Below are 26766 nucleotides of genomic sequence, written 5' to 3' on the forward strand. Positions count from 1 at the left end.
GTCTGATGGACCAGGAAACCAACGAGGTGCTCGACGGGGTGGGGCCGCGACTTCGCGCGCTTCGTCGTCACCGCGGCATCACCCTCGCCGACCTCGCGACGACGACCGGCGTGTCGGAGAGCACCCTGTCCCGCCTGGAAAGCGGTCAGCGCCGCGCGACCCTGGACCTCCTGCTGCCGTTGGCCCGCACCTACAACGTTCCGCTGGACGACCTCGTCGGCGCCCCGCGCACCGGCGACCCCCGCATCCACCTCACGCCGATCCGCCGGTTCGGGATGACCTTCCTACCCCTGTCCCGGCGGCCAGGAGGGGTACAGGCGTTCAAAATGATCATCCCGGCGCAGCCCGAACCACTCGAACCGACCCCGCAGACCCACGATGGCTTCGAATGGCTGTACGTGCTCAACGGACACCTGCGACTGGTCCTCGGCGAGCGCGACCTGACACTGCCACCCGGTGAGGCAGCCGAGTTCGACACGTCCTCGCCGCACTGGCTGGGCAGCGCCGACGACGGCGCGGTCGAGCTACTCATTCTGTTCGACCCGCAAGGGATGCGCACACACATCCACGCCGACCCCCACCGCCTCCCATAGCTCCTCGACGTTCCGGACTGCCGCCGATTGACGGCGAGACCAGACCGGTATGACACCAGACGTTCGACTGCTCCACTAACAAGCCGAACACACAGCGAATTCAACGCCACGGGTCCGTACGTAGACGTTCGGCGCTACCGTCGGCCGGTCCTGTACCGACCGCACCGCCTCGTAGGCCGCCCGCCAGGTTGTTCCGCGAGGTCGACGTGTCGGGGTGGTCAGGGGCGCTGAGGCGTTGGCTGTATGCCGTTACGGCATTCCCGATGGGCACGCAGGTAGCCGATCTTGACGGCGGGTGGGTTGGTCCGGCTGGTTGTCGCTTCGGTGTGGCGAACGGGGCAAGCTGTACCGATGGACGTGTCACCGGCGATACCCGCGATCGTGTCGGCGAAGCCTGACGGGTGGCGGCTGGTGTTCCTGCCGAGTGCGGCCCGTCATCTGGGCGGCAACGCGGCGGCCGGGCTCGTCATACCAGCGGTGATAACGGTTCCGTTCACGATGGTGCTGGTGCTTGCCGTGTGGGGATTCGTCGGGGGTACGGCCGCCTGGTACACGGTGCTTGTGCTGTTGGGCGTGCTGGTCTTGCTCGGGCTGGCGCTGTCTGTGTTCGTGGTCGTCCACGAGTTCGCCGCGGTCCGCTGGGTCGCGCTGTGCCCACGGGAGGCTCCGGAGTTTCTTCTGGTCAAGCGGATTTTCGGGGAAACTCGGGTGCCGATGGGGGAAGTGCGACGGGTCACCGTGCTCCACCGCGTGAAGATGGGAAAACCGACCGGGGTCGATGTCGTCTTCCACACCGCGACCGGGGACATCAGCTGCCCGAGGGTGGGTGACACGGCGAATCTCGCAGAGTGGCTTCGGGACGTGCTCGTGGGCGTCGAGGTCGACCGCACGCGGATCGTCGACCGGCTTCACCTGACGCGTGACCAGTGGTGGCCGTATGCCAGGGTCGCTGCCGAGTGGGGTGTGCCGGTCGAGGCCGTGGGCGCGCTCGTCGACCATCTCGGCGTCCGCAGTCACTTCTTCACACCCCGTGTCGGGGCCATGCACGGGAACAACCAGGGCGTGAACCTGTACGACCCGGATGACGTCCAGGAGATCACCGATCAGCTGGCGGAACCGTCGGCGGAACGCAAGGTCGCTGCGTTGATGCTCCAGCGGCTGACCAGCCTGGCGAAGAACGCCGCGGGGGACAAGCCGGCGGAGGACAAGTCGTCCGAGGTGCTCGGCGAGGTGATGCCGGATGCCGAGCTCGCTCGCCGGTATCGAGCCGCGCTGGCCTTGACCTCGCTCGGGGAACCCGACGCTTACGTGGCTCATGCACAGTATTCGCTCTGCCAGGCCGTGCGCGGGGAGCCACTACCGCCGGAGGGCACCGAGGTGCCCGACGATTTCCCGACGGTTCTCGCCGAGACGCTGGCGACAGCGCCCGTCCTGAGGCTCACGAGATCTGGCTGAAGCCCTCGGATAATGCCTGCTTCGTCCCGGTACCGATTGAGTGCCACTCCACGCTCACATGTAACGGTTAAAGCCATTCGGTCTCTCGAGCGGCCCGGTTTCGTCGTCGCCAACGTGCACGTGGCGGTGTCCGGAGGCAACGTTCTGCCGCTGCACCCTTGTCCCGGTGACTGAGGTTGTGACACGGTAGGCCGAATGGCCGACATGCCAGGTACGTACGGACTACAAACCTGGGGATGCAGGAGGCGGACTCATGCGCGTCCTTCGGCGGATCACAGTGGCCACCGCGTTGCTGATGAGCATGACCGCCGGGAGGGCAGATCGGCCGCCGACGTCTCGGCGAACGCGCGCATCGCCGCGAGGTCGGATCGGACGCCGCCAAGGGCGACTCCTGGAATGCGAACGACACGCTGGACAAGGTCTTCGGCTACTACACCGGTACCTCTGACTGCGTGCAGACGACGCGTGCCGCGCAGAACGAAGGCGTGGTCACGGCCGAGACGCTTCTGTCCCACACCGGTTCGCAGCGATGGCGCACCACGGCAAGTTCAGCGCTCACCGTGGCGAAGTTCGCCCGCGGCCTCGGGCTCTGACCCTGTGTTCGCCGATGGTCTCGTCCTTGTCGTGAGTCAGAGCCGTATTCCATCACCCGTAACGGTCCGGTTGATGTGGCCGATCCCCGAGGCATGCGCGTCCCCTCGGCGTTACTCGTCTCGGTCGCCACGCTCGTGATCTTCGGCACTGCGTGCACCGCGACGACACCGGGCACCCCTCAAGCTGCTCCGACGACGGTCACGATGGTCTCCACGGTGACCGTTACCCCCACACCACGGACTCGGCGGGTGTTCGACACGCAGGTTGTCGAGCTCGGCGTCGGCAGCGTCCTGCGCGATGACTACAAGTTTTCGGGGGTGAAGACAGTCGAGTGCCCGGAGGATCAGCCCGTGGTGGTCGGGACGTCGTTCGTGTGCGTGGTGCAGCTCGACGGGCGGAGCAAGGAAGTCACGGTGACGGTCAAGAGCGGAGACGGCGAGTACGAGGTCGGCCAGCCCCGTTGAAGGCCGGCGCCGACCTCCGACCCGACCGCAGGTCGATCACCTGGAGAAAGGGAACATGACTACGAACGAGCAACAGCGCCTGTCCCGCCGCAGGGCCACCCGCGAGATGCTGGAGGCGGACGCCTACGCGGACGCGCTGGTGAACACTTTCCGCGACACCCCGCACGAGCGCGAGGCGGCGCGGTTGGCGCAGTTGGTCGCCGACTCCGCCGTGGACGCCTCACGCCTCCACCGCGGAGCCGACCGAGACCCACGCGCAGCCGAAGGCGCGGAAGCCGCCAGGGTGAAGGCGAAAGCCGAGCGGCAACGCGCGGAGGAAGCCGTGCAGCGGTGGTTCGACGAGAACAACCGCGCACGCGGCGGCTGACGGCGGACATGCTCCGCGTTCAGGTCAGCCCGAGACAACGCCGGTGGTACAGCGTCGTCGGGCCGAACCGCACCGCTTCCGCCTCCCGCGACAGCTTGCCGCACACCGCGCACTCCGCCGGGACCACGTTGCCGTCCGGGGGTCATGACGCGCACGGTGTCCACGTCCAGCGCCCCGACGAACACCTCCTCCGCAGACTCCCGCACCACCGCCGCCTCCGCCAGCTCGGCGCGCGACAGCCGGGCGCGGCACGTCCGCTACGCCATCATGTAGGCAACCGAACACCTTCGGTTCAGATACGTCGCGAGCCTACGAGAGCCGCCGCGCTCAGCAGGTGAACAGCTGAGACGGCGGAGTCGTGTGGTCGAGCCGTTTCACGTAGGCGTCCCCGCCGATGGCGGCGCGCTGCGCACACGCCTCGTCTTGGGTGGCGAAGGTGCCGTAGTACACCGCGTAGATGTCGGCTCCATCGAGTTGCTTGCGCAGCGAGCCGCACCCGGTCGTCGGCGTGTGCAGGTACCGCGCGCCGGGGTGGTCGGACAGCAGCCGCTGGACGTCGGTGCGGTATCCCGCCGGTTCGACGGCCGCCCCGACGAACGTGACGTAGGCACCGTCACAGGTGGGCGCGCTCATCGGCTCGGCCAGCCCGAGGTCCGCGCTCGGGGGCGCCACGACGGACGGCGGCACGCTGACCGGCGGTGGTGGGGTTGTCGTCGGTGCTGCCGTTGTCGCCGACGAGGGCGTCGGCGTCGACGACGTGGTGGTCTCGGCGCCGCTCGCCGGGGTGAACCGCTCCGCTCGCGCCCCGTCGGCGCTGGTCGCGGTCCCCGGCGTCGACCGTCCGGCGAGGCTGACCGTCGCGCTCACCGCGGCCGTCGCCAGCACGACTGTCACGGCCGCGACCAGCCACGGCGTCCGCCGAGGCCGTGCAACCGCGTGCACCAACGTCGGCCGGGGCGCGACCGGCGGCAGCGGGGCGGGCAGCGCAGGTCCGGCGAGCGCCGCCCGCGCGGCGGCGGCCAGTTCGCCCGCGCTCGCGAAGCGGTCGGCCGGGTTCTTCGCCATCCCCCTCCCGATGACTGCGTTCAGGGCGGGCGGCAACCCGGGTCGCACCGCGTCAAGCGAGGGTGGCGACTGGTTCAGGTGCGCGCCGATCAGCGACGCGGCGGTGGTGCCGAGGAACGGCTTGCTGCCCGTCAGGCACTCGTGGAGGAGGCACGCCAGCGAGTAGACGTCCACCCGGTAATCGGTGGGGCCACCGCCGAACCGCTCCGGCGCCATGTAGTCCAGCGTGCCGATCGCGGCACCTGTCCCGGTCAGCCCCGTCGTCGCGTCCAGCGCCTGCGCGATCCCGAAGTCCACGAGATACGCGAACCCGGCATCGGCGATGAGGACGTTGGACGGCTTCACGTCCCGGTGCACCAGGTTCTGCGCGTGGGCAGCGCCGAGCGCCTGCGCGACCTGTTCGACGATCCCCACTGCTTCACCGGGGTCGAGCGGGCCGCCGTTCCGCAACCGCGCGGCCAAGTCCTGCCCGTCGACAAGCCGCATGTCGAGGTACAGCCGCCCGTCCAGCTCACCGTAGGCGTGGATCGGGATGATGTGCGGCTCCTGCAACCGCGCCACCGCGTGCGCCTCCCGCCGGAACCGCTCCCGGTACTCCTCGTCCTCCGCGAACCGCGCGGCGAGCAACTTCAGCGCGACCATCCGGTCGTGCCGGGTGTCGTAGGCACGCACCACCTCACCCATCCCACCTCGCGCGATGAGCGACTCCACCCGATAAGGCCCACACTCCCAGACCACCGAACACCCCCTCCGGCCCTCGTACCGCGCCTGACCACCCACACGTCGGGCCACCCCGCCCGTTCGTTACAAAGGACCAGCGCCAGAAACCCACCAACACCGGACCTCGAGGACGCGGGTAGTCGCGCACGGTTCCTGATCCCTCGACATCCGCCGACGACAACGACTGGGCGGCATCCTCAACGAGTACCAACGCGTCGCCTGACCTGTACGGACGACATTCTCGGCAAGCACACCGTCGACGGCGAGCTGAAAAGGTCCAATAAGTACGTATACGCAAGAACTCCTACCCCGATTGTCCGCTTCGTGAGCGCTGTCGACGCTTGACGAGTCGGCCAGGCCCCTACACCCGGCCCCAGTCAAGCAAGGGGGTGTCGGAACATCGCCGACCGGCCTCCGGCTGACATGGCCGCTGAAGTCCCGCGGACCGCGTGTGCCGCCCGACCGAACGTCGGTCTGCGCACGAAGCCGTCACGGCACATCACCATGCCGCGGCGGTGGGTTGAGTCGTTCCCTGCTACGGCTGAAGGAGTCTGGTTACGCATGTCCGCTTCACACGCAAGAGGCAAGCGCATGGCCGGTGTGCGCACCGGCCTCGCCTCGACCATGGCGTTGGCACTGAGCGTCGTCGGCGCCGGCGCCGCACAGGCGACCGAGGGGCAGATCCTGAGCGGAGGTGCCCGAGGTGCCGTCGACGGCAGCTACATCGTGGTCCTGGACGGTGTGCCGTCGACGGCCGCGAGCGCCCAAGCCGCGGTCTCGGCGCAGGCCACCGACCTGGCCGGCGAGTACGGCGGCGAGGTCTCGCACGTCTACTCCGCCGCGCTACGTGGCTTCTCGGTGCGGATGAGCGAGCGGCAGGCCAAGCGGCTCGCCGCCGACCCGGCGGTGCGCTACGTCGAGCAGAACGGGATCGCGCGTGCGACCGAGACGTGGGGCTTGGACCGCGTCGACCAGCGGGACCTGCCGCTGGATGACGGCTTCACCGCGCCGAACGACGGTTCCGGCGTCACGGCCTACGTCCTCGACACCGGCATGGACTTCCGCCACCCCGATCTGGAGGGTCGGGCGAGCAGCGGTTACGACTTCATCGACAACGACAGCGACGCGAGCGACTGCCACGGTCACGGCACCCACGTGGGCGGCACGATCGGCAGCAAGACCTACGGTGTGGCGAAGAACGTCGAGCTGGTCTCGGTCCGGGTGCTGGACTGCAACTCGAGCGGACCGTGGGACAAGATCATCGCGGGTATCGACTGGGTGACCGACAACGCCCCGCAAGCCGCCGTGGGCAACATGAGCCTCGGCGGCAGCCGGGCCACCGCCGTGGACCAGGCCGTGACCAACTCGGTCAGGGCCGGTGTCGCGTGGGCCATCGCGGCCGGCAACAACGGGCAGAACGCCTGCAACGTCAGCCCCGCCGCCGCGGAAGGTGTGCTCACGGTCGCCGCGACGGACAACGGTGATCGCCGCAGTGTGTGGAGCAGCTCGTCGTCGTCCAACTACGGCAGCTGCGTCGAGCTGTTCGCGCCGGGCAGCAACATCACCTCTGCCACCAAGGGCGGCGGAACCGCTGCCTGGAACGGCACGTCGATGGCCACTCCGCACGTGGCCGGTGCACTGGCGCTGGTGACAAGCGCCAACCCGGGCATCTCGGTGGCTGACGCCAACGCCAAGGTCCTCGACACGGCGACCGTCAACAAGGTCTCGGACCCGAAGGACTCGCCGAACCGGCTGCTGTACGTCAAGGACCTCGGGGCCCGTGACCCCGGTGCGCCCACGGCGTCGTTCACCGCGAGCTGCTCGTCGACGACTCCCTCCTGCTCGTTCGACGCGTCGGCCTCGTCGGACCCGGACGGCACGGTCTCCTCGTACGCCTGGGAGTTCGGCGACGGCAAGACCGGCAGCGGTGTCAAGCCGTCGCACACCTACAGCACGGCGGGCGCCTACACGGTGAAGCTCACGGTCACCGACAACAGCGGCAAGACCGCCACCACGTCGAGGAGGGCCGTCGCCGGTCCGCAGCCGCCGACGGCGTCGTTCACCGTGTTCTGCCAGCGGACCGTCTGCTCCTTCGACGGCACCGCGTCGAGCGACCCGGACGGCGACATCGCCTCGTACACCTGGAACTTCGGGGACGGTCAGACCGGCAGCGGTGTCAAGGTCAGTCACACCTACGCGAGCCGGGCGGCCACCTACACCCCCGAGCTCACCGTGACCGACCGCGCCGGCAACAAGAACTCCATCGTCGGCAAGCGGATCCAGTGCAACACCTACGGCACCTTGACGTTCTGCCAACCGCTCTACTACTGACAGCACGTCGTCCACGTGTCGAGCGGCGCTTCCGGACGGCTTCCGGGAGCGCCGCTCGCTCCCAGTGAGAACTCAACCGAGGCGGTCGGCGCGCAAGTGAGCGCGCGACTTGATCCCCAGCTTGCGGAACAGCCGAGCCACGTGCTGCTCGACCGTCCGCGACGACAGGAACAGCTTCTCGGCGATCTCGCGGTTGGTCCGCCCGTCCGCGACCATGCGTGCGACCTCGACCTCCCTGGGTGAGAGGTCGTTGCCGTACCCCCGCCGTCCCCGCCGAGCCGGTTTCGCGCTGCCGAAAGTGTGCAGGGCGTGGCGGCAGCGGGCGGCGTCCTGCGACGCACCGAGCGCGTCGAAGGTCTTCACCAGGTCCGTGAGCAGCTCGACCGCCTTCTCCGGATCGGACGGCACCAGGACCGTCGCCTCACGTTCCCTGGCGATGGCGGCGAAGTACGGCGCGGGCATCGCCTCGTAGCGTGCGACGGCCTCCCTGAAGTGCCCGACGGCCTCGGGCAGTTCACCCCGCGCCTCGGCCAGCGCGCCCCGGCACTGCGCGAGCGCGGCGAGCACGGCGGGCGCGTCGCGGTCGGCGATGCCTTCGGCGACCTCGTCCACCAGCCGTTCGGCTTCCGCGATCCGTCCGGCGGCCGAGTAGGCGACGACCGCGACCGGCGCCAGCAAGCCGACCCAGGGCCGGTCGGCCGCCCGCCGCACCGCGGCCAGTCCTCGATCGACCTCCGCCGCCGCGTCGACCACCGCTCCCCGTTGCAGCAGGATCGAAGCCATGCCCGCGGTCCCGCTGATCGCCACCGGAGCGATCGCGTCGCACGGGTCGTGAGCGCCGGTCCTCCCGAAGTGCTCACCCGCCACCGCCCAGTCCCCGCGGGCCGCGGCGAGCCAGCCGAGCACCAGCTCCAACTCGCCGGTCATGGCGGTCACGTCGCGGTACTCCTCGATCAACCCGCTCGCCCGCTCCGCCAGACCTTCCCACCGACCGGTGATCCAGTCGAGTCGCGCCTCGGTGGTCCGACCGTTGCTGACCACGTACGACGCGCCGCTGTCGGTCGCGAGGCGCAGTCCGTCGTGCAGGAAACGAGCACCCAGGTCGAGGTGGCCGAGCCACACGCACGCGTCGGCGACGTTGCACCGCAGCCGAGCCAGGTGCTGCTGACCACCGAGCGTGTCCGCGCGCTCGGGCACCTCGTCCAGCCCTGTGAGGTACCCCCGGTGCAGGCGGTACGCCAACTCGTTGGCCAGCAGGGAGATGCGCAACTCGCCCGTCGCGGTCGCCAAGTGGGTCGCAGCGCGTCGTCGCCACCTCTCCAGGTCCTCCGGCGGAGCTGTGCCGAGGTACGGCATGGACAGCACGGCGGCGGCGCGGGCGACGAGATCGGGCCTGTCCGCGAACTCGTCGATCGCGCGTTCGAGCTCGGCCCGACCCTCCCGGACATGGCCGATCTGGCGGACCAGCAGCGACGCTCGGTACAGGCGCACTTCGCCGCGTACCGACGTGGCCAGGCGCGGGTCGGCCAGCAGGCGCTCCAGCGTCTCTGTCGGATCCCGCTGGTCCAGCCCGGTGTTGGCGATGCGCCCGAGCTTGATCGCCAACCGGTCGACCACTTCGGCGGGCAGCACCGGCACGGCGAGCAACCGCTGCAGCAGCGTGGTCGCGGTCGCCGCGTCACCGGAGTCGATCGCCCGGTCCGCCGCCGCCTCACCGTAGGTCAACCAGTCCACCGTCCGGCCGGCACGCTCGCTGTGCCCGGCCAACTGGACCAACGGCCTCGGTTCGACGTGCTCCAGCGCGCCGACGGCACGGTCGTGCAGACCGGCGCGCTCCGGAGCGCTGATCGTGTCGTAGACGGCCTGACGGGCCAGCATATGCCGGAACCCGTACCTCAACCCGTCCACCTCGTGCAGGACGTGCCCGTCCACGGCGTGAGCGAGCGTCGCCCGCACCCGCTCCACCGGGACACCACCGACCTCGGCGAGCAGCTCGGCGGGCGCGGGCGCGCCGAGCACCGCGGCCGCCTCGACCAGGCGGACCGTGGCGGCGGGCAGGGTGGCCAGGCGATCGGCCATCGCATCACGCAGCAGCACCGGAACCCTGACCGCGTCGAGCAGCCGTTCGGCCCGCACGCTGCCCGCGTGCACGGCGCCTTCGGGGTCACGCAGGGCGCGCAACATCTCCTCGACGACGAACGGGATGCCCGCGGTCCGCTCGTGCAGCCGGGCCGCGAACTCCGCCGACACCTTCTCCGCGCCGAGGATCGCCTCGGTCAGCCCGCGCACACCGTCCACGTCCAGCGGCTCGATCTCCAGCACCGCGACCAGGCCGCCGGCGGCGGAACGGAACTCCGCGCCCAACGGGCTGCCGCCGGACAGGTCCTCCCGCCGGTAGGTCAGGACCATGCTGAGGTTGGCGGGCGGCCCACCCGCCAGGAAGCGCAGCAGTTGCCGCGTGCCGTCATCGGCCCAGTGCAGGTCCTCGACCACGAGCAGCACCGGACCGATCGCGCCGAGGAGTTCCCGCACCGCCCGGAACAGCCGGTGCCGCTCAGCCCGGGGATCGCCGACCGGCGGCAACGGGGCGGGCAGCTCGGCGGCGATCTCGGGCAACAGCGGAGCCAACGCGCCGATCACCGGATTCAACTCCCGCTGCCGGGCCAGTACCCGTCCCGCACCCCGCAACGCCTCCAACAGCGCACCGTAGGAGAACGGCTCGCCGACCTGCCGGCAGTAACCGACCAACGGCAACACCGCACCCAGGTCCCCGGCGAGCAGCTCGGACACCAACCTGCTCTTGCCCACCCCCGCCTCGCCCTCGAGCAGGACAACAGCGGGACGGCGCACGACGACCTCACGCAACGCGGCCAACTGCTCGCCGCGCCCGATGAGGATGGGTGAGCTGGTCCGGAACCAACTGCCGCGCCCTTTCTCCGAACCGCCATCCCGTCGCATCACCACACCTCCAAGGCGCACCGACCGACGTCACCAGGTGCCGAGCTTAAACGAGCGCGCCCGCACGGTGACGGCGCCGACCAGGGCGATCGACCCGGATGCCGGGTACGGCTTCGATCAACGGACCACACTGGGGCGTTTGGGTCGAACCGCCACCCGGGGACCAGTTGGCGCATGGCGGTGGCGTCGTCCCAGGCGCGGCATGATGACCGGCTGTGCTGCTCTGACTGGCCTACCTCGGCGTGACCAACGTCTTCGCGTTGCTGCGCCTTCTGCCCATGAGCGATCAGGACAAGGACGTGGAGATCCTGGTGCTGCGGCACCAAGTCACGATCCTGGAACGCGAACCGGGCAAGGGCCGTCCGCGGTTCTCTCCCGGCGACCGGGCGTTCCTCGCGGCACTGCTGCACCGACTTCCCGTCGACACGCTTCGCCGGCTCCGACTGCTGGTCCGTCCGGAGACGGTGCTGCGGTGGCATAGAGATTTCATCGCGCCGCCGTCACGCAGCCTGTGGGGTCTCAGAACTCTGCACTGGTGCGCCGAGCTGGGGTGATCGTGCGCCATGAACCAAAGGGACATGACTGAGTGGCGTGGAATTTCGACTACCACGCCCGACTCCTCGGTTGGCCGTTCTGCTCGAGGGTCATCAGTGACAAAAATGCCCAATTACCGGCGCCGCGGCACGTGGTCGCCGTTACATGCCGGACCAGCCCACGCCCCCGGACCGGCTCGATCACGTAGTGATCGCCGCACCTGTGCGTCGACTCTTCCCTACCGCCGCTCGATCACCGACCGGTGACACCGGGCACCATCCCGCGACGACGCCGGCACCGGCCACAAGGAAGTGGATCAGCACACGGCGGACACCCGACCGCTCCCGGCGAGACATCGCACAAGCTCCAACCGACCCGAACGGCAATTAACCGCACCCGCGACCTCTTCGGTGCGGTACGAAGTGTTCACCACGACACTCCGCATGTCGATTAAAGCCGTAGATGCTCGATCAGCAATCTTACCACCGGAGACCGACGAATCCGACCACACATGCGATGTTCTCCAAAGGAGGCCTGCTCCCAAACTACTCCCCGGGCCGGTGACCTGCACGAACATACTGTGGGCGATACTTGGATCGCGGGTGCTGAGTACGACCGTTGGAGGGTCACTCTGACTGTCGGCGAGGAACAGCGCCTTCGCCGCTGACGTGCTCGTTGATGGTCCGCTGCTGTGGGAACGGCTGCTCCCTGTTGTCGTGGACGGCATCTCGATGCCTGTACAGAGTGGCGTGCGGTACAACGGCCCTCGTGCACAACGAACTGACCGGGAACATCCAGAGGGTCAGTTTCACGCGTCGGTCGTCGACAGCATGTCCCGGGTGATCGTGTCCCTGCTGTACAGAGCGGCTCGGAAGCTGCTGTCCACCCCGCCGGCGCTGCTGCGCAGCGGGGCCGCGAAGGACGTCGAACCTCGCTGACCTGCGGAGGATCGTGCGTAGATCATCCACGGGGGCGCAGGCGGCGGGACGTGAAGCGGTTCGCCGTCAGAGGAGTGACGGCAGCACGTGCTCCTCGGTGACCATCAGGCCCGTGGTGGTCATGGTCTTGGCCAGGTCGGGATCCCAGTTAGCCTCCGCGGGGCCGTTGTTCAACGTCGGCAGTTCGACGCCGCGGGCGATCAGGGTGGTGACGGCCTCGCGGTAGTCGTTCGCCGACATGCGCCACGCCGTGCCGTCGGTCCAGGCGAGGATGTCGTTGGTCGCGCGGACGCCGTCCGGTGTGAAGTCGTTGTGGCAGCGGACCGCCTTGCCGATGAGGTGGTGCTTGGCCTGTGCGGTGAGGCCGTTCGGGAGCACCATCAACGGTCCGGGCACGCCGGATTCGAGCAGGCGTGGGCTGCGGACAACGGTGATCTCCGGGGCCTCGAGGGTGTCGTTCAGCGTCAGGTAGCCCTGGGAGGTCAACACCGGGTCGCTATAGGCGTCCCTGAGGATTCCAGCCTGCTCCCAGGTCGTGCCCATGAGTTCGAGCGCCTTGCCCACGATGCGGGCGAGCGGCCGTCCGTCGTCGAGGTCGTTGCCGGCCAAGGCGTACCGGGTCGTGGTCGGACCGAGCTTGCCGAGTACCCAGGCCGCCTGGTTGGCGAGCATCGGCAACGCCGGTTGTGGGATCTTGCCGTACCGGCGCACGTGCGCGATCCACGGTGCGGCCCACGGTTCGTGCAGCAGGTTGTGCTGACGCAGTGCGAACTTCAGCACGGCGTCGGCTGTCGAGGCCTCCTCGGCCGTGGACATGCCGATCGGCCTGCCGTGCAACGCTTCCAGCACCTCGGTCAGCGTGCTGCCGTGCGCACGGACGTGCTCGTCCAGACGCGCCAGCGAGATCTGCCGGCGGGCCGGGTGCGCGACCGGCTTGCGCAACAGTTCGGTGAGCGCCGCGGCGGTCTTCTCGTCCTCGACGCGAATGCCGAACGCAGACCGGCCGCCACCCTCCAGGGTCTCGCGGGCCAGCCGCCACAGCTCGGCGAGCTCAGGTTGGTCCAAGTTCACCGTCCGAGCCTAGTTTCGCGATCCGGAGCGCGCGCACGCCAGCCTGAACACTCTTCGTAGCCGGCGAGGGTGGGCACGGCCCATGTGGTGAACCTTGTGTATGCCGATAACCTCATCCATGCAGGTGAGAAGCGTGAGCAGGCCAACAGGTTCGGGCAGCCCGTAGAGTGCTGGTGATCCACAGTCTCGTCACTGACAGGCATGATGACCGACTGTGCTGCTCCGACTGGCCTACCTGGGCGTGACCAACGCTTTCGCACTGCTGCGCCTGCTGCCCCTGAGCGACCGGGACAAGGACACGGAGATCCCGCCGCGGCGCCACCAGATCATGGTCCTGGAACGCCAACTCGGAGACGCCCGCCCACGGTTCTCCTTCGCCAACCGGGCATTCCTCGCGGCACTGCTGCACCGACTCCCGGTGCAAGCGCTTCGTCGACTCCAACTACTGGTACGCCCGGAGACAGTGCTGCGGTGGCACCGCGACCTCCTCCCCCGCCGCCACGCAGCCTGATCCAGACCCAAGCGGCCCGGCCGACCACGAACCATCCGCTCGATCCGCCTTCTCCTGCTGCGCCTGGCACAGGACAACCCCACCTGGGGGCTACCGCCGCATCCGCAGGTGAGATCATGTGGCCGACTTCTGGCCCCCACAGCATCTCCCGCGACGGCACCAGCCCAGGTCACAAGGAAGCGGACCAGTACGCGGTGACAGCCGATCCGGCCCGGCAAGACGTCGCACAGGTCGACCAACCGACCCGAACGACAGTCAACCGCACCCGTGACCTCTTCGGTGCGGTACGAAGTGGTCACCGCGACACTCGGGATGTCGATCAAGGCCATGGATGCGCGACCAGCGGTTTCATTACCGAAGACAGACGAATCCGACCACAAATGCGAGGGCTCTCAAAGGAGGCCTGCTCCCAAACTGCCCCCCAGAACGATCAGCGGCCCGCAGACGGTGATCCGTCTGCGGGCCGCTGACCTGGAAAAACAAACTGTGGGCGATACTGAGATCGAACCAGTGACCTCTTCGGTGTGAATGAAGCCGGAATAATTACCTCACCAGCGTAAACAGAATTACCGCAGGAAAAATATGACCATTGGGGGCCGTTGAATGCGGTTCAGCGCTATTGAGCGCGCCCGACGGCTCCCATTCTGCTCCCACTACCCGCTCCCACATGCTCCTGGAAGTCGTGAACCTGTGGGGTGCCAGAACTCTGCACTGAGGCGCAGAGCTGCGGCGATCGCACACCACGTGCTGCAGGAGCATGATCGTGAGGCGTGGCGCTACGACTGCTTTACCTGATCTTCGTCCGGGTCGTCGGCCGGTTGGTTCTGCTCGGTCGGTCATCGACGGCCAAGGACGTGGAGTTGCTGGTGCTGCGGCACGAGGTCGCCGTGCTGCGTCGGGCCGACCCTCGCCCGCGGTTGGACTGGGCCGATCGTGCGGTGCTCGCCGCGTTGGCGCGAAGCCTGCCTGGCTGGTTACGGCAACACCGGTTGGTGACGCCGGGCACCGTCCTGCGATGGCACCGGCGCCTGGTCGCGAAGAAGTGGACCTACCCGAACCGGATCGGGCGCCCGCCGGTCGACGATGCCGTGATGGCGTTGATCGAGCGGATGGTCCGGGAGAACACCGGCCGGGGCTACCGCCGCATCCAACGCGAACTGCTCAAACTCGGCCACCGGATAGCCGCCTCGACCGTGCGCCGCGTACTCAAGCGCCTACGCATACCGCCCGCACCCGAGCGCGACAGCGACACTTCGTGGCGGCGGTTCCTGCGCGCGCAGTGTTCTTCGTGATCGAGGTCGCCACCCGCTACGTCCACATCCTCGGCACCACCACCAACCCCGACGGACCCTCGACCACCCAACAAGCCCGAAACCTGCTCAGGGAAATCGGCGACCGGGCAGACGACTTCCGGTTCCTCATCCGCGACCGGGCCGGCCAGTTCACCGCCTCGTTCGACGCGGCCTTCTCCGGCGCAGGCATCCAGGTCGTGAGGATTCCACCACGGTGTCCACGAGCCAACTGCTACGCCGAACGGTTCGTCGGCACCGTAAGACGCGAAGTCACCGACCGACTGCTTATCACCAACGAACACCACCTGCCAACGCTGCTACGCGGCCCACTACAACCACCGCCGACCCCACCGAGCACTGCAACTCGCACCACCGCGACCAGACCCACCGACCGCAGAGCCGGGCCACACCTCGATACGCCGCCGACCAGTCCTCGGCGGCCTGATCAACGAGTACGAACCCAGAGCAGCCTAACCGCAGGTCAGACAGTGTGGCCGAGTTCTGGCACCCCACACGATCTCGGCGAAGCCCTCAAGGTGACGACCGTGGCCATCCGTCCCGATATCCTGCGACTCCTCCCTCTGGGCGTCCCACGTGCACATCGGCGGGTGAGATGAAGCGTCGTTCCGGTCGCATCGGGGCCGTGCTGTTGGTCGGCGCGGTCGTGGGCTACACCTGCTGGTGGGCTTTCATCGGTGTCGGCCCGGGCGACCTCGGCGCGTCGGCGGCCATCGCGAACATCGTCGCGTTGCCCGTGGCCGTCGCCGGCCTCGGGTTGATGGTCCTGCAATGGCTGTTCTCCGCGATGTCGGGAAGGGAGGCCGTCCCGATAGCGCGTCACGTCGCGGCGGTTCTGGACTACCACCGCAGCCAGCGGGCTCAGTTACTCGAAGGCGACGCGTCGGCCGTCGCACCGGTGGCGTTCGAACGGGAACTCGTCCAGTACCGCGCGGACGAAGGCGGCGCGAGCGGCACGTTCTCCGGTGTCCTGGAATACGTCGACACGCTGCGGACCGGTCGGTTGGTCGTCCTCGGCGGGGCGGGCGCGGGGAAGACGCTGCTGTCATTCGAACTCGTGGTCCGGCTGCTGTCAGAACGCGCGCCCGAGGTGATAGCGGTACGCCTACCGCTGTCGACGTGGCGGCGGCAGCCGCTCGCGCAGTGGGTAGCGTCGTTCCTGGCCGACCGTTACGGGGTTCCGCGGGATGTCGCGGACCAGTGGGTCACGGAACGGCGGGTGCTCCCGGTGCTCGACGGACTCGACGAGACACCCGGCGGACGAGCAGGCCAAGCCGAGGTCGTGGAAGCGGTGAACAACTACTACGGCTCGAACACCTTCGGGCGCGTCGTTCTCACCAGCCGACCCGAGGACTACGACGATCTCGTGCGCTCGTCAGCAACGGGCGTGCTGGACGCCACCGTCGTGCGGATCCAGCCGCTGGACGTCGAGCGGATCCGGGAGTACGTCGAGCGGCGGTCCAGGAGCACGGAAGAGGAACTGCGCTGGCTTCGCGTCGTCGCGCGGGCCGAGGCGGAACCTGCGGTGTGCTCGCACGGGCGGTGTCCACCCCGTGGCGGCTCAGCCTGATCGCCGCGCTGATCGGCCGACAGGATTCGTCGGTCGATCCGGTGGCGCGACTGCTCTCGGCGACCTCCGACGAGGAGATCGGCGACTTGTTGATGGCACATTTCGTCCGGGCGCGCACCGCGCGTGCGACGCCGGGCGGATGGCGGTATCCGGAACGCAAGGTCGACCGGTGGCTCGGGCTCATCGCCAAGCACGTGGAACGGCGGTCCTGGGGGCTGCCGTGCGAACCGTTCGCGGCGCACCACCTCGAATACCTGGTCTACGATCGTCCCGCAAAACTTCTCTTCACGTGCTTCACCCTGTCGGTGGCATCGGTGTTCGGACTGTGGGCCTTCGCGGGCGAGGTGAAACCGGTGCACGTCGTCGCCACAGTGTTCCTTCTGGCCACAGCGTGGCTATCGGCGCAGGTCGAGCAGGAGCACCCGCTGCCGCAGTCGGTCTGGGACAACTTCACCGATCCCGAGCACCCGATGAACCACTCGCCTGTGCCGCCGATGGCCGAGCAACTCCAAGTGGCGGCCGTGACGGGGTTCGGGCTGTTCCTGGCCTCACTTCCCCTGGCGTGGCTGTCGGGCTGGCACAAAGCGCTCCTGCACGGGGCCGGTGTAGCTGTCGCGATGATCGTGGTCACCGTCGTGCTCACCCTCTCCGGCAGGATCGGTGAGCGGCACAAGCTCGACTTCCTGATGTTCTACGCCCGGCTGGACCTGCTCGTCGCACGTGACGTCCGAGAAGGGATCGCGTGGGGATTCGGGTGTTGGGGGCTGTTCTTCGGGGTGTCGACAGCCGTGTTCCACGGCATGGCGGCCGGTGTCGCGATGTGGTCGGCCCTAGGGCTCGCGTACACCGTGCAACACCAGACAACGGTGCCGCGCGGCCTGATCACCCTGGGCTGGTGCAGCTTCCGCGGCGCCTCGCCCGTCCGGCCGACGAGGTTCCTCGACTGGTGTTGCGAGGTGGGCCTGTTGCGCAGGGAGGGCAACCGGTACGAGTTCCGGCACGCCGAGCTGAGGAACTGGCTGGTCGCCCGGGAAGGAGCACGCTAATACGTTGACCACTCAGGTTCACCGGGTTGGTCAGGTTGCTCGTGGTCGGCGTCGGTGGCGTTCGCTGCGGATGCGGGCTCGTTCGCGACATCGGGCGTCGAGGATGTCGGGGTGGCGGGCGTTGGCGTTGCGCCAGCGGCCAGGACGAACCTTGGCAACGCACGACGCGCTGGTGCAGGAAGGAGCGGGTCGCTGGCCAGTCGAACCCTGCGCCGACCGATAACCTCATCCATGCAGGTAGAAGACGCACGGCGCTTGGGGTCCCGAGGCGCTCAGGGTCACGGCTGCCATCTGCTGTGGCATCGGAGAAGGCGGTCACCGCGATCGGCTTCACCCACCGCGCCCGGGCGTTCTTCACCGCCCACGGCATCGACCACATCCACCGCGTCGTCACCGACAACGGCTCCTGCTACCGCGCCCACGACTTCGCCAAGGTCCTGCTCGGAGCCCGCCACCAGCGCATCACGCCCTACACCCCGCGCCACAACGGCAAGGTCGAGCGCTACCAGCGCACCCTGGGCGACGAGTTCCTCCATGCCCGCGTCCGGACCAGCGAACAACAACGCATCGACGCCTTGGCGGTCTGGAATGTGCACTACAACTACCATCGCCCCCACACCGCTGCCGGGAACCGACCACCAGCCACATGGCGAGGTTCCTGGCGGCTTGGGGTGACCCAGGATGCGGTTGGGTGCGCGGTGGCGCCGAGGACGCGGATCCGGCGGCTGCAGTGCCGCGAGGAAGGCCCGGTCGGCGGGGGAGAACCGCGGCGGGCGTCTCCGAGTTGACGTTGCAGGACCATGATCTGGTGGCGCAGCGCCAGGATCTCCGTGTCCTTGTCCCGGTCGCTCATGGGCAGCAGGCGCAGCAACGCGAACGTGTTGGTCACACCGAGGTAGGCCAGTCGGAGTAGCACGGTCGGTCGTCATGCCGTGTCAGCCGAGGACGCTGCGGACCTGAAGTCGCACTCACGAGCACCTCCCCCCTCACGCTACGCACGGCTTCAACGTGCATGGATGGAGTTATCGGCAGGCACACCGCCTCAAGACATCACTGGAAGATGATGTCCGTGCAGGAGTAGTACGCCCGGTCCGAGCTGCCGAGTTGCCAGACCGAGTACACCACGTGACGACCGGTGCGGTTGGCCACGTCCAACATGAACGAAAGTTGTCCGACATTCGTGATGCGTCCGGTGGACATGACCAGATCGAGGTGGTTCCAGCCCAACCGCGTGGTCGTCGCATCGTACCCCTGCTTCGTCAGGTACACCCGCAGGTAGTCCGCCCCGAGACGGGTCCGGTCGATCACGGTGACGGTGAACTGCCTGCTTCTGGGTACCGCTTGCCACCTGCCTGGTTCGTCCAGCGCCCCGTACCGCGCCTGCCCGGCGCTGCACAACCGGCCGTTGGGAACCGGGCCCTCCGCACCATCGCGGTACACACCCTCCGTGTACCACCTCGCGCTCGGGTCGGACTGCCAGAGCCGCCAGCACATCGGGTCGGCCTGGGGCATCACCGGGTTCAAGGGGTCGGTGTGCCAACGATTCCAGCAGCCATAGGTCCGCGACGGCGGATCGGTGGGGGTCCCGTACGCCTCGGCGACGCCGGTCAGCACGCTCGCCATGAGCGCGCCCAGGGTCAGAAACGTCGCGAAGACCCGGACGAGCAGGCTCTTGCTGTTTGCAGGGAGCGATATGAGCGCCACTCTCTCCTCCTCATCGAGGATGATCCGTCAAGGATGTGATGGGAGCGCTCCTGCATCGAACTGTAACCGTCCGTGCACGGGGTCGGACAGCGCCGACGGAGTGGTTGCCGGTGACCACCTCATCCTCGAACTACAAACGCACCGTCGTTGTTCCAGGATCGTGAGCTGGTGGCGTAGCGCCAGGATCTTCACGTCCTCGTCCCGATCGCTCATGGGCAGCAGGCACTGCAGCGTGAACGCGTTGGTCACACCGAGGTAGGCCAATCAGAGCAGCACAACCGGTCATCATGCCGTGCTGGCCAATGCCACGCCGGATGACAGCCGTGCTGTGAGCGCTTCGAGGTCTTTGGCCCGAAACGCCCTCTACCTGCGTGGATGGAGTTTTCGGCAGGTACAGGGCCGCGCCGAACCTCGCCCCGTCCCGTGCCCGCACCGGCCCACGGCACCGGGCGCACTTCGCCGGACGCACCGTGCCGTCCGCGTCGGCCACGTGCAGCAGCTCGGTCTCCAGCGCGGCCTCGAACACCTCCGACGCCGACTCCCGCAACGCCCGCGCCTCCGCCAACTCGCTCGCGAAAGGCGGTCCGACGCCCCAGTCGTCTGGTCTCCAGCTCCACGATCTCCTCCCACACCTCGCGGGCGCTGACCAATGTCTTGCCCTCGCGTACCCGCACGCACGCACGCCGCACACAACACCGCGTCGGCCCGCACCGAGTAGCCGACGCTCACCACGCCGCAGCCTCGGCACTCCCACGACCGCCACCTCCGGTCCGGCGCCAGCACCCGACTACCTGGAGGCCGGCCGCACCTACCGCGAGGACGAGCTGTTGTCGGCGCTCCAGGAGCCGGCGCGGCTCCGCCAGGAGTACGACGGTGCGCCGGACGATCCGTCCGGCGAGGAGTGATCCGCGAACTGCGCCGCTCGACAACCGGTGAGCCGCCACCGAAGAGGGCCAAGCGGGTGAGAGACGCACGCCCCCGGCGCCCGGAAATCTCAAACACGTCTCCGGGAGGCAGCGCGGTGGCAGACTCGGACCGGGCCCGACGACGGGGAGGGGTTCGGGTCCGCGGGGTGTCCGACTCGACGCCGCCGGCCGTGGGCTCCCGCGCGGGCCCACCGCAGGCGCGGCGCAGTGGAACTGGCGGAGGTTCGGCGGTTGTACTTCGGGGTGCTCGGACCGGTCGAGGTGCTCGACGGGGGCGAGCGGCTGGCGACGGGCAGCGCCAGGGAGCGGTTCGTCCTGGCCACGTTGCTGCTCGGCGCCGACCGGCTGGTCACGGCGGACGCGCTGGTCGACGCGCTGTGGCCCGATCCCCCGTCCTCGGCGCGGGCGCAGCTGCACAACATGATCAGCAACCTCCGACGTCGGCTGCACGCGAGCGGTGAGCTGATCGCCTCACGGCCCGGCGGCTACCAGCTGTCCCTCGGCCCGCACGGGTTCGACCTCGCCGAGTTCCGGGCGCTGGTCAACCGGGGCAGGCGGGCCGGCGCCGAGACCGACCACGCCGGTGCCGTGGCGGCGCTGACCAAGGCGCTGGCCCTGTGGCGGGGGCCGGCCCTGGCGGACGTGGCCGACGAGTCAGTCGGCGCGGTCCGGCAGGCGTTGCACGACGAGAAGCTGGCCGCCGTCGAGGCGCGGCTGGACGCCGAGCTGGCACTGGGCCGGGCCGACGTCGTGCTCGCGGAGGTGCCGGCGCTCATCGCCGAGCACCCGTTCCGCGAGTTCCTGCACGAGAAGCAGATGCTCGCCCTGGTCGCGGCGGGGCGGCGCGCGGACGCGCTGACCTGCTACCAGCGGGTGCACCGCCTGTTCGCCGAGGAACTGGGCATCGAGCCGGGGCGCTCCCTGCGCCACCTGCACCAGCGCATCCTGCGCGACGACGCGTCCGAGCCGGACCGCGGGCCCGAGCACGTGGTGCCCCGCCAGCTCCCACCACGACCCCCGGTGGTCACCGGCCGGGACGACCTGCTCGACCGGATCACCACCGCCCTGCGCCCGACGGGTGACGTCGCGCCGGTCGGGCTGCTGGTCGGCCCCGGCGGGATCGGCAAGACCACCCTGGCGCTGGTCGCCGCCCACCAGTCGGTCCACCGGTTCCCCGACGGGCATCTGTACGCCGACCTGCGCGGCAGCTCGGCGCACCCGGCCGACCCGCACGCCGTCACCGCCCGGTTCCTGCGGGCGCTCGGCGTCGCCGCGTCGGCGTTGCCGGAGGACCCGGACGAGCGCGTCGCGCTGTACCGCAGCAGGCTCGCGGGCACCCGGACGCTGGTGGTGCTGGAGGACGTGGCCGCCGAGAAGCAGGTGCGGCCGCTGCTGCCCGGCTCCGGTGGGTGCGCGGTCCTGGTGACCTCGCGCCGCGCCTTGGCGGCGCTGGTCGGCGTGCACCGCTGGACGGTCCCGGTGCTGCGGCGCCACGACGCGATCGCGGTGCTCACCAGCGTCGTCGGCCACCAGCGGGTGCGAGCCGAGCCGGAGGCCGCGGCGGCGGTCGTGGAGTCGTGCGGACGGCTGCCGCTGGCCGTGTCGATCGCCGCGGCACGGCTGGCAGTGCGGCCGCAGTGGACGCTCGCCGAGTTCGCCGACCGGCTCGCCGAGCACCGCGGCAGGCTGGACGAGCTGTCCATCGGCGACCTCGACGTCCGTGCGAGCATCGGGCTGACCTACCACGCGCTCTCCCCCGGGCAGCGCCTCGTGCTGCGCAGGCTCGGCCTGATCGCCGCGCCGGACTGGCCCGCGTGGGTGGCGCGGGCGGTGGCCGGGACGCCGGACGCCGACCGGCTGCTCGACCAGCTCGTCGAGGTGCACCTGGTGGAGCCGGTCGGCCGGGCCCGCTACCGGCTACACGACCTCGTCGCCGACTACGCCGTCGAACAGGCGACCACCGAGGAAGGAGAGCAGGAGCGCACCGCGGCGCAGATCCGCGTACTGAACGGCTGGCTGGCGTTGCTCACCGCGGCCGACGAGGTGATCGACCACGGAACCGACAACGCGGCGGGACTGGCCGCGCCGCCCCTGCCGGACGGGGCGAGCCCTCCCAGCCGGGACACGGCGCTGGACTGGTGCGAGACCGAGCGCATCAGCCTGCTCACCGCCGTCGACCAGGCGTGCGCGCTCGGCGAGGCGTACCTGGCGGGCGCGCTGGCCCTGCGGCTGGTCGGGTTCCTCCAGCTGCGCGCCTACGACGACGACCGCGACCACGCCTTGCGCACCGCGATCGACGCGGTCACCGTCGAGGGCCACCACGACCTGAGCGTGCGCCTGCTGCACGCGCTGTTCCTGGCGAGCCTGCAGATGTCCCGCTACACCGAGCTGCCCGCCGTCGCCGACCGCCAGGTGCACCTGGCGTGGACGCTCGGCGACCCGGCGCGCCAGGCGGGCGCCCTGCACCACCGCGGTGTCGCCGCGCTCATGACCGGACGACTCGGCGAGGCCGCCGGGTGGTTCGAACAGGCGATCGCCGTGGCCCGGGAGGCCCGGCTCGGCGGGCAGTTCCTCGCCAAACCGCTGCGCGGCCTGGCCGACGTGCACGCCGAGTCGGGTCGGCCCGAGCAGAGCCTCCCGTTGTTCCAGGAGGCGCTGGAGGTGGAGCGTGACGAGCGGCCGTCCCGGCAGACCGCGATCCTGCTGCGCCGCTACGGCATGGCGCTGATCGACGTCGGCTCGCTCGACGAAGCCGAGCGGGTGCTCACCGAGAGCGCCGGGATCGCCCGCGCCGTCGGTGACGAGTTCGGCTTGGCCGCCATCGGGCACACCGCCGCCGACGTGGACATCGCGCTCGGGCGGCTGGACCGGGCCGCCGCCCGCTTGGACGAGCTGCGGGTCGTGCAGGACAAGCGCGCGAACTGGGACGGTCTGGCGAGCGTGCTGCGCAGCCTCGCCGACATCGCCGCCCTGTGCGGGCGCTGGCCGGACGCCGTCGACCTGCTGCGCGACACCGTCGAGCTGCGCCGCCGGGCCGCCGACCCGCTCGACGTCGCCCGTGCCCTCGCCCGGCTCGCCCGTGCCCGCGCCGCGGTCGGCGACAGCGCCGCCGCGCGGGCCTGCGACGACGAGGCCCAGGCCGTCGTCGCCGGCCTGGGCCTGGAGGAAGCCTGCCTCCGTCGCCCGCCGTTCCCCCGGTGAGCGACCCCTTCAGCGGATCAGCAACGGTGCCACGCGCCCCAGCTGCCGTGCAGTGCCCGGCACCACTTCAGGCTGTCGCGCCCGTAGGACCAGATCTCCAGGTCGTAGGAGTACCGCTGGTCGTAGATGTACGGGTACACGCCCACCTTGAGCCAGCCGCCGAGGCTGCGCCACCCGCTCTGCGTGCCGTTCGGGTACTGGACGATGTTCCAGACCGCGTGGTCGAGCCCGATGATGAACATGCGTTGGGTTCCGTCGGAGAACCTCATCTCCGTCGCATCCGTGCCGCAGATGCCGTGACCGATGGGTCCGTTGTTCAGCCGGGCTTCACAGGCCGCCTCGCCTGCGCCGGCGGTGCCGGCCACCGGTACGTCGAGGGTGTGCACCTGGCGGTCGGGTGCCGCGTCTGCGGCTGTCGCCGAAGCGCCCCCGGACAACACGGCCAGCAACAAGCCGACCAGCGCGGCGATCCATGTCAGTTTTCTCATGCCGGTGAGCGTGGGCCCGCGGTCTCACAACCCTCTAACAGCCGCACCCCTCGCGCGCGAGAAGGCGATTCGGAGCGGGTTCGGAGGAGGATCTGCGGAGTTCCGGCAGCCGCGAACCAACCATCGCGGTGGCCGCGGGCGCGGTCAGCACTCCACCGAGGACGGTGGCCGGAACGCGCGGATGCGATCGGCGAGTTCGCGTGCCCCGCGGTGGGATCGCCGCCGTTCCACCTCATTGCGCAACTGCCGCAGCCGCTCGACGGTGCGGTGGGACCCCAGCCGTTCGCACAGCTCGACCGCACACTCCCCCGCCTCCACTCCCGCGTCCACCCGGTCGTCGATCAGGTGGCAGGCGGCCAGCGAGATGAGGCTGAACGCCCGACTGCGCGTCATGTCGTCCCCGTAGCCGTCCACGGCCGCGGTCAACAGCAGCACCGCCAGACACGCGTACCGCGGATCGACCACCTGCGCCAGCTCGCCGTAGACGATGCCGGTCGACGCGGACAGGGCGTTGGGTGTGAAGAACGCCATCCACCCCTCGTCCTGCTCGCCTCGCAGCCCCGGCCACCGTCTCGTCGAGGTCGGCGAGCAGGGCATCTGGTAGCGCAGCTCGGCCAGGTGCATGAGGTAGCGGGCGAGCGGCGGCATCGCCGCACCGCCGTCGCTCCACGTCCAGTCGCTCAGCTCGTCGTCGCGGTCCGGTGGCGCCGCACCAACCGGCCGTGCCGGTACGTCGTCGCATGGGTGACGGTGAAAACCCGGTGGGCGCTCACCGTCGACCCCGCCTGACACCCAGGCCCCAATCAGTTGCCCGCCGGCCCCATCCGCAGGTCCGCACGGCTCCGTTCACCACGCCGCACGGCCACGCCGTGCCGCAGTCGGCGCATACCTCGGGTTGCCCCTCGGCCGAACCGTGCTCGGTCAGCAGGCGGTGGACGACCGTCCAGTGCATTCGCTCGTCGCCGCTGGCAAGCCTGTCGGTGCTGCCCCGGGCCGCCGCCGCCGCCAACGCCCACCGATACGTGTTCACGTTGTTACTCTCGTCGCTCACCCGGACATCGTCTCGCGGCTGTGTCACCGGCCCGCATACCATGGATGAGGGATGATCCGCAGCTAGTTTAACCGTCGACGGGCTCACCGGGTTGATCCCGTGGCGTCCGTCGGCTCGCGCGACGCCTGCCGCGTCGCGTCCAGCGCCTCGTCCGGCAGGGAGAAGTGTGCGGTCCCGCCCTCGCTGCACTCCCGTACGGAGGCACCCCGTGCGTAGGGCACCACGTGCGGCGGCGCAACGGCGGGACGCTCTACACCAGGCGCAGGTGGCGTCCCGAGGTGCGATAGGTCAACTCCCACACGCGGGTACGGGGAGCGCCACGCCCCCGACCCTGCCGATCCTGTTCGGGCGCGGACGGCGCGTCGCCGGGCAACGCAACGCGGCATCCGGGTCGACCAGCGCCAGCACGAAGGGCAGCACCATCCACACCGCCAGACCGCGCAACTGTGCCACCGCGTCCATTGCCGAGGTCGAGCGCAGGTCGACACCTCCCGCACCCTGTGCCTGCCGATAACCTCATCCATGCAGGTAGAGGACGCACGAAGCCCAAGGGCAGTTGAGCGTTCGCGGGCACGGCTGCCTCCGCTGTGACGTCGACCAGCACGGCATGATGACCAGCTGTGCTGCTCCGACTGGCCTACCTCGGCGTGACCAACGCCTTCGCGCTGCTGCGACTGCTGCGACTGCTGCCCATGAGCGACCGGGACAAAGACACGGAAATCCTGGTGCTACGGCACCAGATCACGGTCCTGGAACGCCAGCTGAGTAACGTCCGTCCGCGGTTCTCTCCCGGTGACCGGGCGTTCCTCGCGGCACTGCTGCACCGACTTCCGGCCGCCACGCTTCGTCGGCTCCGACTGCTGGTGCAACCGGAGACGGTGCTGCGGTGGCACCGGGACCTCATCGCACGACACCACGCGACCAGATCCCGCCCCAAACGGCCCGGCCGACCACGAACCATCCGCTCGATCCGACTCCTGGTGCTGCGCCTGGCACGGGAGAACCCCGCCTGGGGCTACCGCCGCATCCACGGAGAACTCCTCGTGCTCGGCATCAAGATCGCAGCCTCCACCGTCTGGCAGATCCTCAAAGACGCCGGAACCGACCCGGCACCCGAACGCACCACGACGACCTGGTCAACCTTCCTCCGCTCACAGGCCGACGCGCTCCTGGCCTGCGACTTCTTCGAGGCCTCCACGTTGAGCGGCACCCGACTGTACGTACTCGCGGTGATCGAGCACGCCAGCCGCCGGATCCACGTCCTCGGCGCCACTGCGCACCCGACCGCATCCTGGCTCACCCAAGCCGCCAGGAACCTCGTCATGGACCTCGACGACGCAGGCAGCACCGCACGATTCCTGATCCGCGACCGCGACGGCAAGTACCCCGCCCTGTTCGACGCCGTCCTCGCCGACGCGGACATCCAGGTCGTCCTCAGCGGAGTCCGCATCCCGCGCATGAACGCGATCATGGAACGCTGGATCCGCAGCTGCCGTCACGAACTCCTCGACCGCACCCTCATCTGGAACCAACCGCACCTACTCCATGCGCTACGCCAGTACGAGAAGTTCTACAACACCCACCGCCCCCACCAAGGCATCGCCAACGCCCGACCACTGCGCACGCTGCCACCAGCCGTCACCAATCAAGTAGCGGACACCCGACTCGACATCCGCAGACGACAACGACTGGGCGGCATCCTCAACGAGTACCACCACGCCGCCTGACCTGCACGGACGACGTTTTTGGCAAGCACAGCGGCCCACTACAACCACCGCAGACCACACAGAGCACTGCAACTCTTGCCACCACGACCGAACCAGCAGATCCCAGAACCGGGCCACATCTCGCTACGCCGCCGACCAGTCC

The 26766-nt window shown here is 69.4% G+C and carries 21 protein-coding genes and 1 pseudogene; 16 read left to right on the top strand and 6 right to left on the bottom strand.

Translation table 11 applies throughout. The annotated features are described in order from the left end of the window. The first annotated feature begins 5 nt into the window (after positions 1–5). From AB0K14_RS23600 to AB0K14_RS23625, 6 genes are all read left to right on the top strand, one after another. Positions 6–593, top strand: a complete 588-nt coding sequence (locus AB0K14_RS23600; protein WP_360454929.1) for an XRE family transcriptional regulator — start codon at positions 6–8, stop codon at positions 591–593. A gap of 351 nt (positions 594–944) precedes the next feature. Beyond that, on the top strand, positions 945–2048 hold the full coding sequence (locus AB0K14_RS23605) for a hypothetical protein (protein ID WP_360454926.1): 1104 nt from the start codon (positions 945–947) through the stop codon (positions 2046–2048). Between the two features lie 452 nt (positions 2049–2500). Next, the gene (locus AB0K14_RS23610; protein ID WP_360454923.1) at positions 2501–2641 is read left to right on the top strand and encodes a hypothetical protein; all 141 of its coding nucleotides are present in this window, start codon (positions 2501–2503) and stop codon (positions 2639–2641) included. Between the two features lie 93 nt (positions 2642–2734). After that, the gene (locus AB0K14_RS23615; protein ID WP_360454920.1) at positions 2735–3106 is read left to right on the top strand and encodes a DUF4333 domain-containing protein; all 372 of its coding nucleotides are present in this window, start codon (positions 2735–2737) and stop codon (positions 3104–3106) included. Between the two features lie 55 nt (positions 3107–3161). After that, entirely contained in the window at positions 3162–3473 is a 312-nt protein-coding gene (locus tag AB0K14_RS23620) for a hypothetical protein (RefSeq protein WP_360454918.1), read from the top strand. Positions 3474–3617: 144 nt separating this feature from the next. After that, positions 3618–3746 (top strand): hypothetical protein, encoded by a 129-nt coding sequence (locus tag AB0K14_RS23625; RefSeq protein ID WP_360454915.1) that lies wholly within the window; start codon positions 3618–3620, stop codon positions 3744–3746. A 54-nt stretch (positions 3747–3800) separates the two neighbouring features. Here the strand turns inward: AB0K14_RS23625 and AB0K14_RS23630 are convergent, their stop codons facing one another. After that, a complete protein-coding gene (locus AB0K14_RS23630; RefSeq protein ID WP_364338676.1) occupies positions 3801–5330 on the bottom strand; it encodes a serine/threonine-protein kinase in 1530 nt (509 codons plus the stop codon). A gap of 489 nt (positions 5331–5819) precedes the next feature. Between AB0K14_RS23630 and AB0K14_RS23635 the strand changes: the two genes are divergently transcribed. Then, a complete protein-coding gene (locus AB0K14_RS23635) occupies positions 5820–7589 on the top strand; it encodes a PKD domain-containing protein (protein WP_360454912.1) in 1770 nt (589 codons plus the stop codon). Positions 7590–7661: 72 nt separating this feature from the next. On the opposite strand, the gene AB0K14_RS23640 is transcribed toward AB0K14_RS23635, so the two are convergent. Beyond that, positions 7662–10547, bottom strand: a complete 2886-nt coding sequence (locus AB0K14_RS23640; protein WP_360454909.1) for an AAA family ATPase — start codon at positions 10545–10547, stop codon at positions 7662–7664. Positions 10548–10789: 242 nt separating this feature from the next. Between AB0K14_RS23640 and AB0K14_RS23645 the strand changes: the two genes are divergently transcribed. Then, a complete protein-coding gene (locus tag AB0K14_RS23645) occupies positions 10790–11101 on the top strand; it encodes a hypothetical protein (RefSeq protein ID WP_360454906.1) in 312 nt (103 codons plus the stop codon). Between the two features lie 984 nt (positions 11102–12085). On the opposite strand, the gene AB0K14_RS23650 is transcribed toward AB0K14_RS23645, so the two are convergent. Then, entirely contained in the window at positions 12086–13090 is a 1005-nt protein-coding gene (locus AB0K14_RS23650; protein WP_360454903.1) for a DUF2399 domain-containing protein, read from the bottom strand. 214 nt (positions 13091–13304) lie between these two features. Between AB0K14_RS23650 and AB0K14_RS23655 the strand changes: the two genes are divergently transcribed. The 6 genes and pseudogenes from AB0K14_RS23655 to AB0K14_RS23680 form a co-directional block, all read left to right on the top strand. Next, positions 13305–13601, top strand: a complete 297-nt coding sequence (locus AB0K14_RS23655; protein WP_360454900.1) for an integrase — start codon at positions 13305–13307, stop codon at positions 13599–13601. A gap of 770 nt (positions 13602–14371) precedes the next feature. After that, on the top strand, positions 14372–14893 hold the full coding sequence (locus AB0K14_RS23660; RefSeq protein WP_360454897.1) for a helix-turn-helix domain-containing protein: 522 nt from the start codon (positions 14372–14374) through the stop codon (positions 14891–14893). Continuing rightward, positions 14890–15510, top strand: coding sequence for a hypothetical protein (locus AB0K14_RS23665; protein ID WP_360454894.1), 621 nt, complete (start codon positions 14890–14892; stop codon positions 15508–15510). Before AB0K14_RS23660 ends, AB0K14_RS23665 begins: the two co-directional genes overlap by 4 nt. Then, positions 15507–16481 carry an NACHT domain-containing protein gene (locus tag AB0K14_RS23670; RefSeq protein WP_360454891.1) on the top strand — a complete coding sequence of 325 codons (975 nt, stop codon included), beginning with the start codon at positions 15507–15509 and terminating at the stop codon, positions 16479–16481. The genes AB0K14_RS23665 and AB0K14_RS23670 overlap by 4 nt, the downstream gene beginning before the upstream one ends. Next, complete coding sequence (locus tag AB0K14_RS23675) at positions 16439–17527, top strand: hypothetical protein (protein ID WP_360454888.1); 1089 nt, start codon at positions 16439–16441, stop codon at positions 17525–17527. Before AB0K14_RS23670 ends, AB0K14_RS23675 begins: the two co-directional genes overlap by 43 nt. Positions 17528–17820: 293 nt before the next feature. Then, positions 17821–18174: pseudogene (locus AB0K14_RS23680) on the top strand (integrase core domain-containing protein); the annotation flags it as partial. Positions 18175–18577: 403 nt separating this feature from the next. Here the strand turns inward: AB0K14_RS23680 and AB0K14_RS23685 are convergent. Continuing rightward, a complete protein-coding gene (locus AB0K14_RS23685; RefSeq protein WP_360454885.1) occupies positions 18578–19231 on the bottom strand; it encodes a lytic polysaccharide monooxygenase in 654 nt (217 codons plus the stop codon). A gap of 1157 nt (positions 19232–20388) precedes the next feature. Between AB0K14_RS23685 and AB0K14_RS23690 the strand changes: the two genes are divergently transcribed. After that, complete coding sequence (locus AB0K14_RS23690; RefSeq protein WP_360454882.1) at positions 20389–23358, top strand: BTAD domain-containing putative transcriptional regulator; 2970 nt, start codon at positions 20389–20391, stop codon at positions 23356–23358. A 17-nt stretch (positions 23359–23375) separates the two neighbouring features. Here the strand turns inward: AB0K14_RS23690 and AB0K14_RS23695 are convergent, their stop codons facing one another. Beyond that, complete coding sequence (locus AB0K14_RS23695) at positions 23376–23846, bottom strand: hypothetical protein (protein ID WP_230573067.1); 471 nt, start codon at positions 23844–23846, stop codon at positions 23376–23378. Between the two features lie 144 nt (positions 23847–23990). After that, on the bottom strand, positions 23991–24494 hold the full coding sequence (locus AB0K14_RS23700; RefSeq protein ID WP_360454879.1) for a hypothetical protein: 504 nt from the start codon (positions 24492–24494) through the stop codon (positions 23991–23993). A gap of 1023 nt (positions 24495–25517) precedes the next feature. On the opposite strand from AB0K14_RS23700, the gene AB0K14_RS23705 reads away from it, so the two are divergent. Continuing rightward, positions 25518–26624: an integrase core domain-containing protein gene (locus AB0K14_RS23705; RefSeq protein WP_360454876.1), complete on the top strand. Its 1107-nt coding sequence runs from the start codon at positions 25518–25520 to the stop codon at positions 26622–26624. Positions 26625–26766: the final 142 nt, after the last annotated feature.

The organism is Actinosynnema sp. NPDC050801, assembly GCF_040673975.1.
Lineage (GTDB): Bacteria > Actinomycetota > Actinomycetes > Mycobacteriales > Pseudonocardiaceae > Actinosynnema.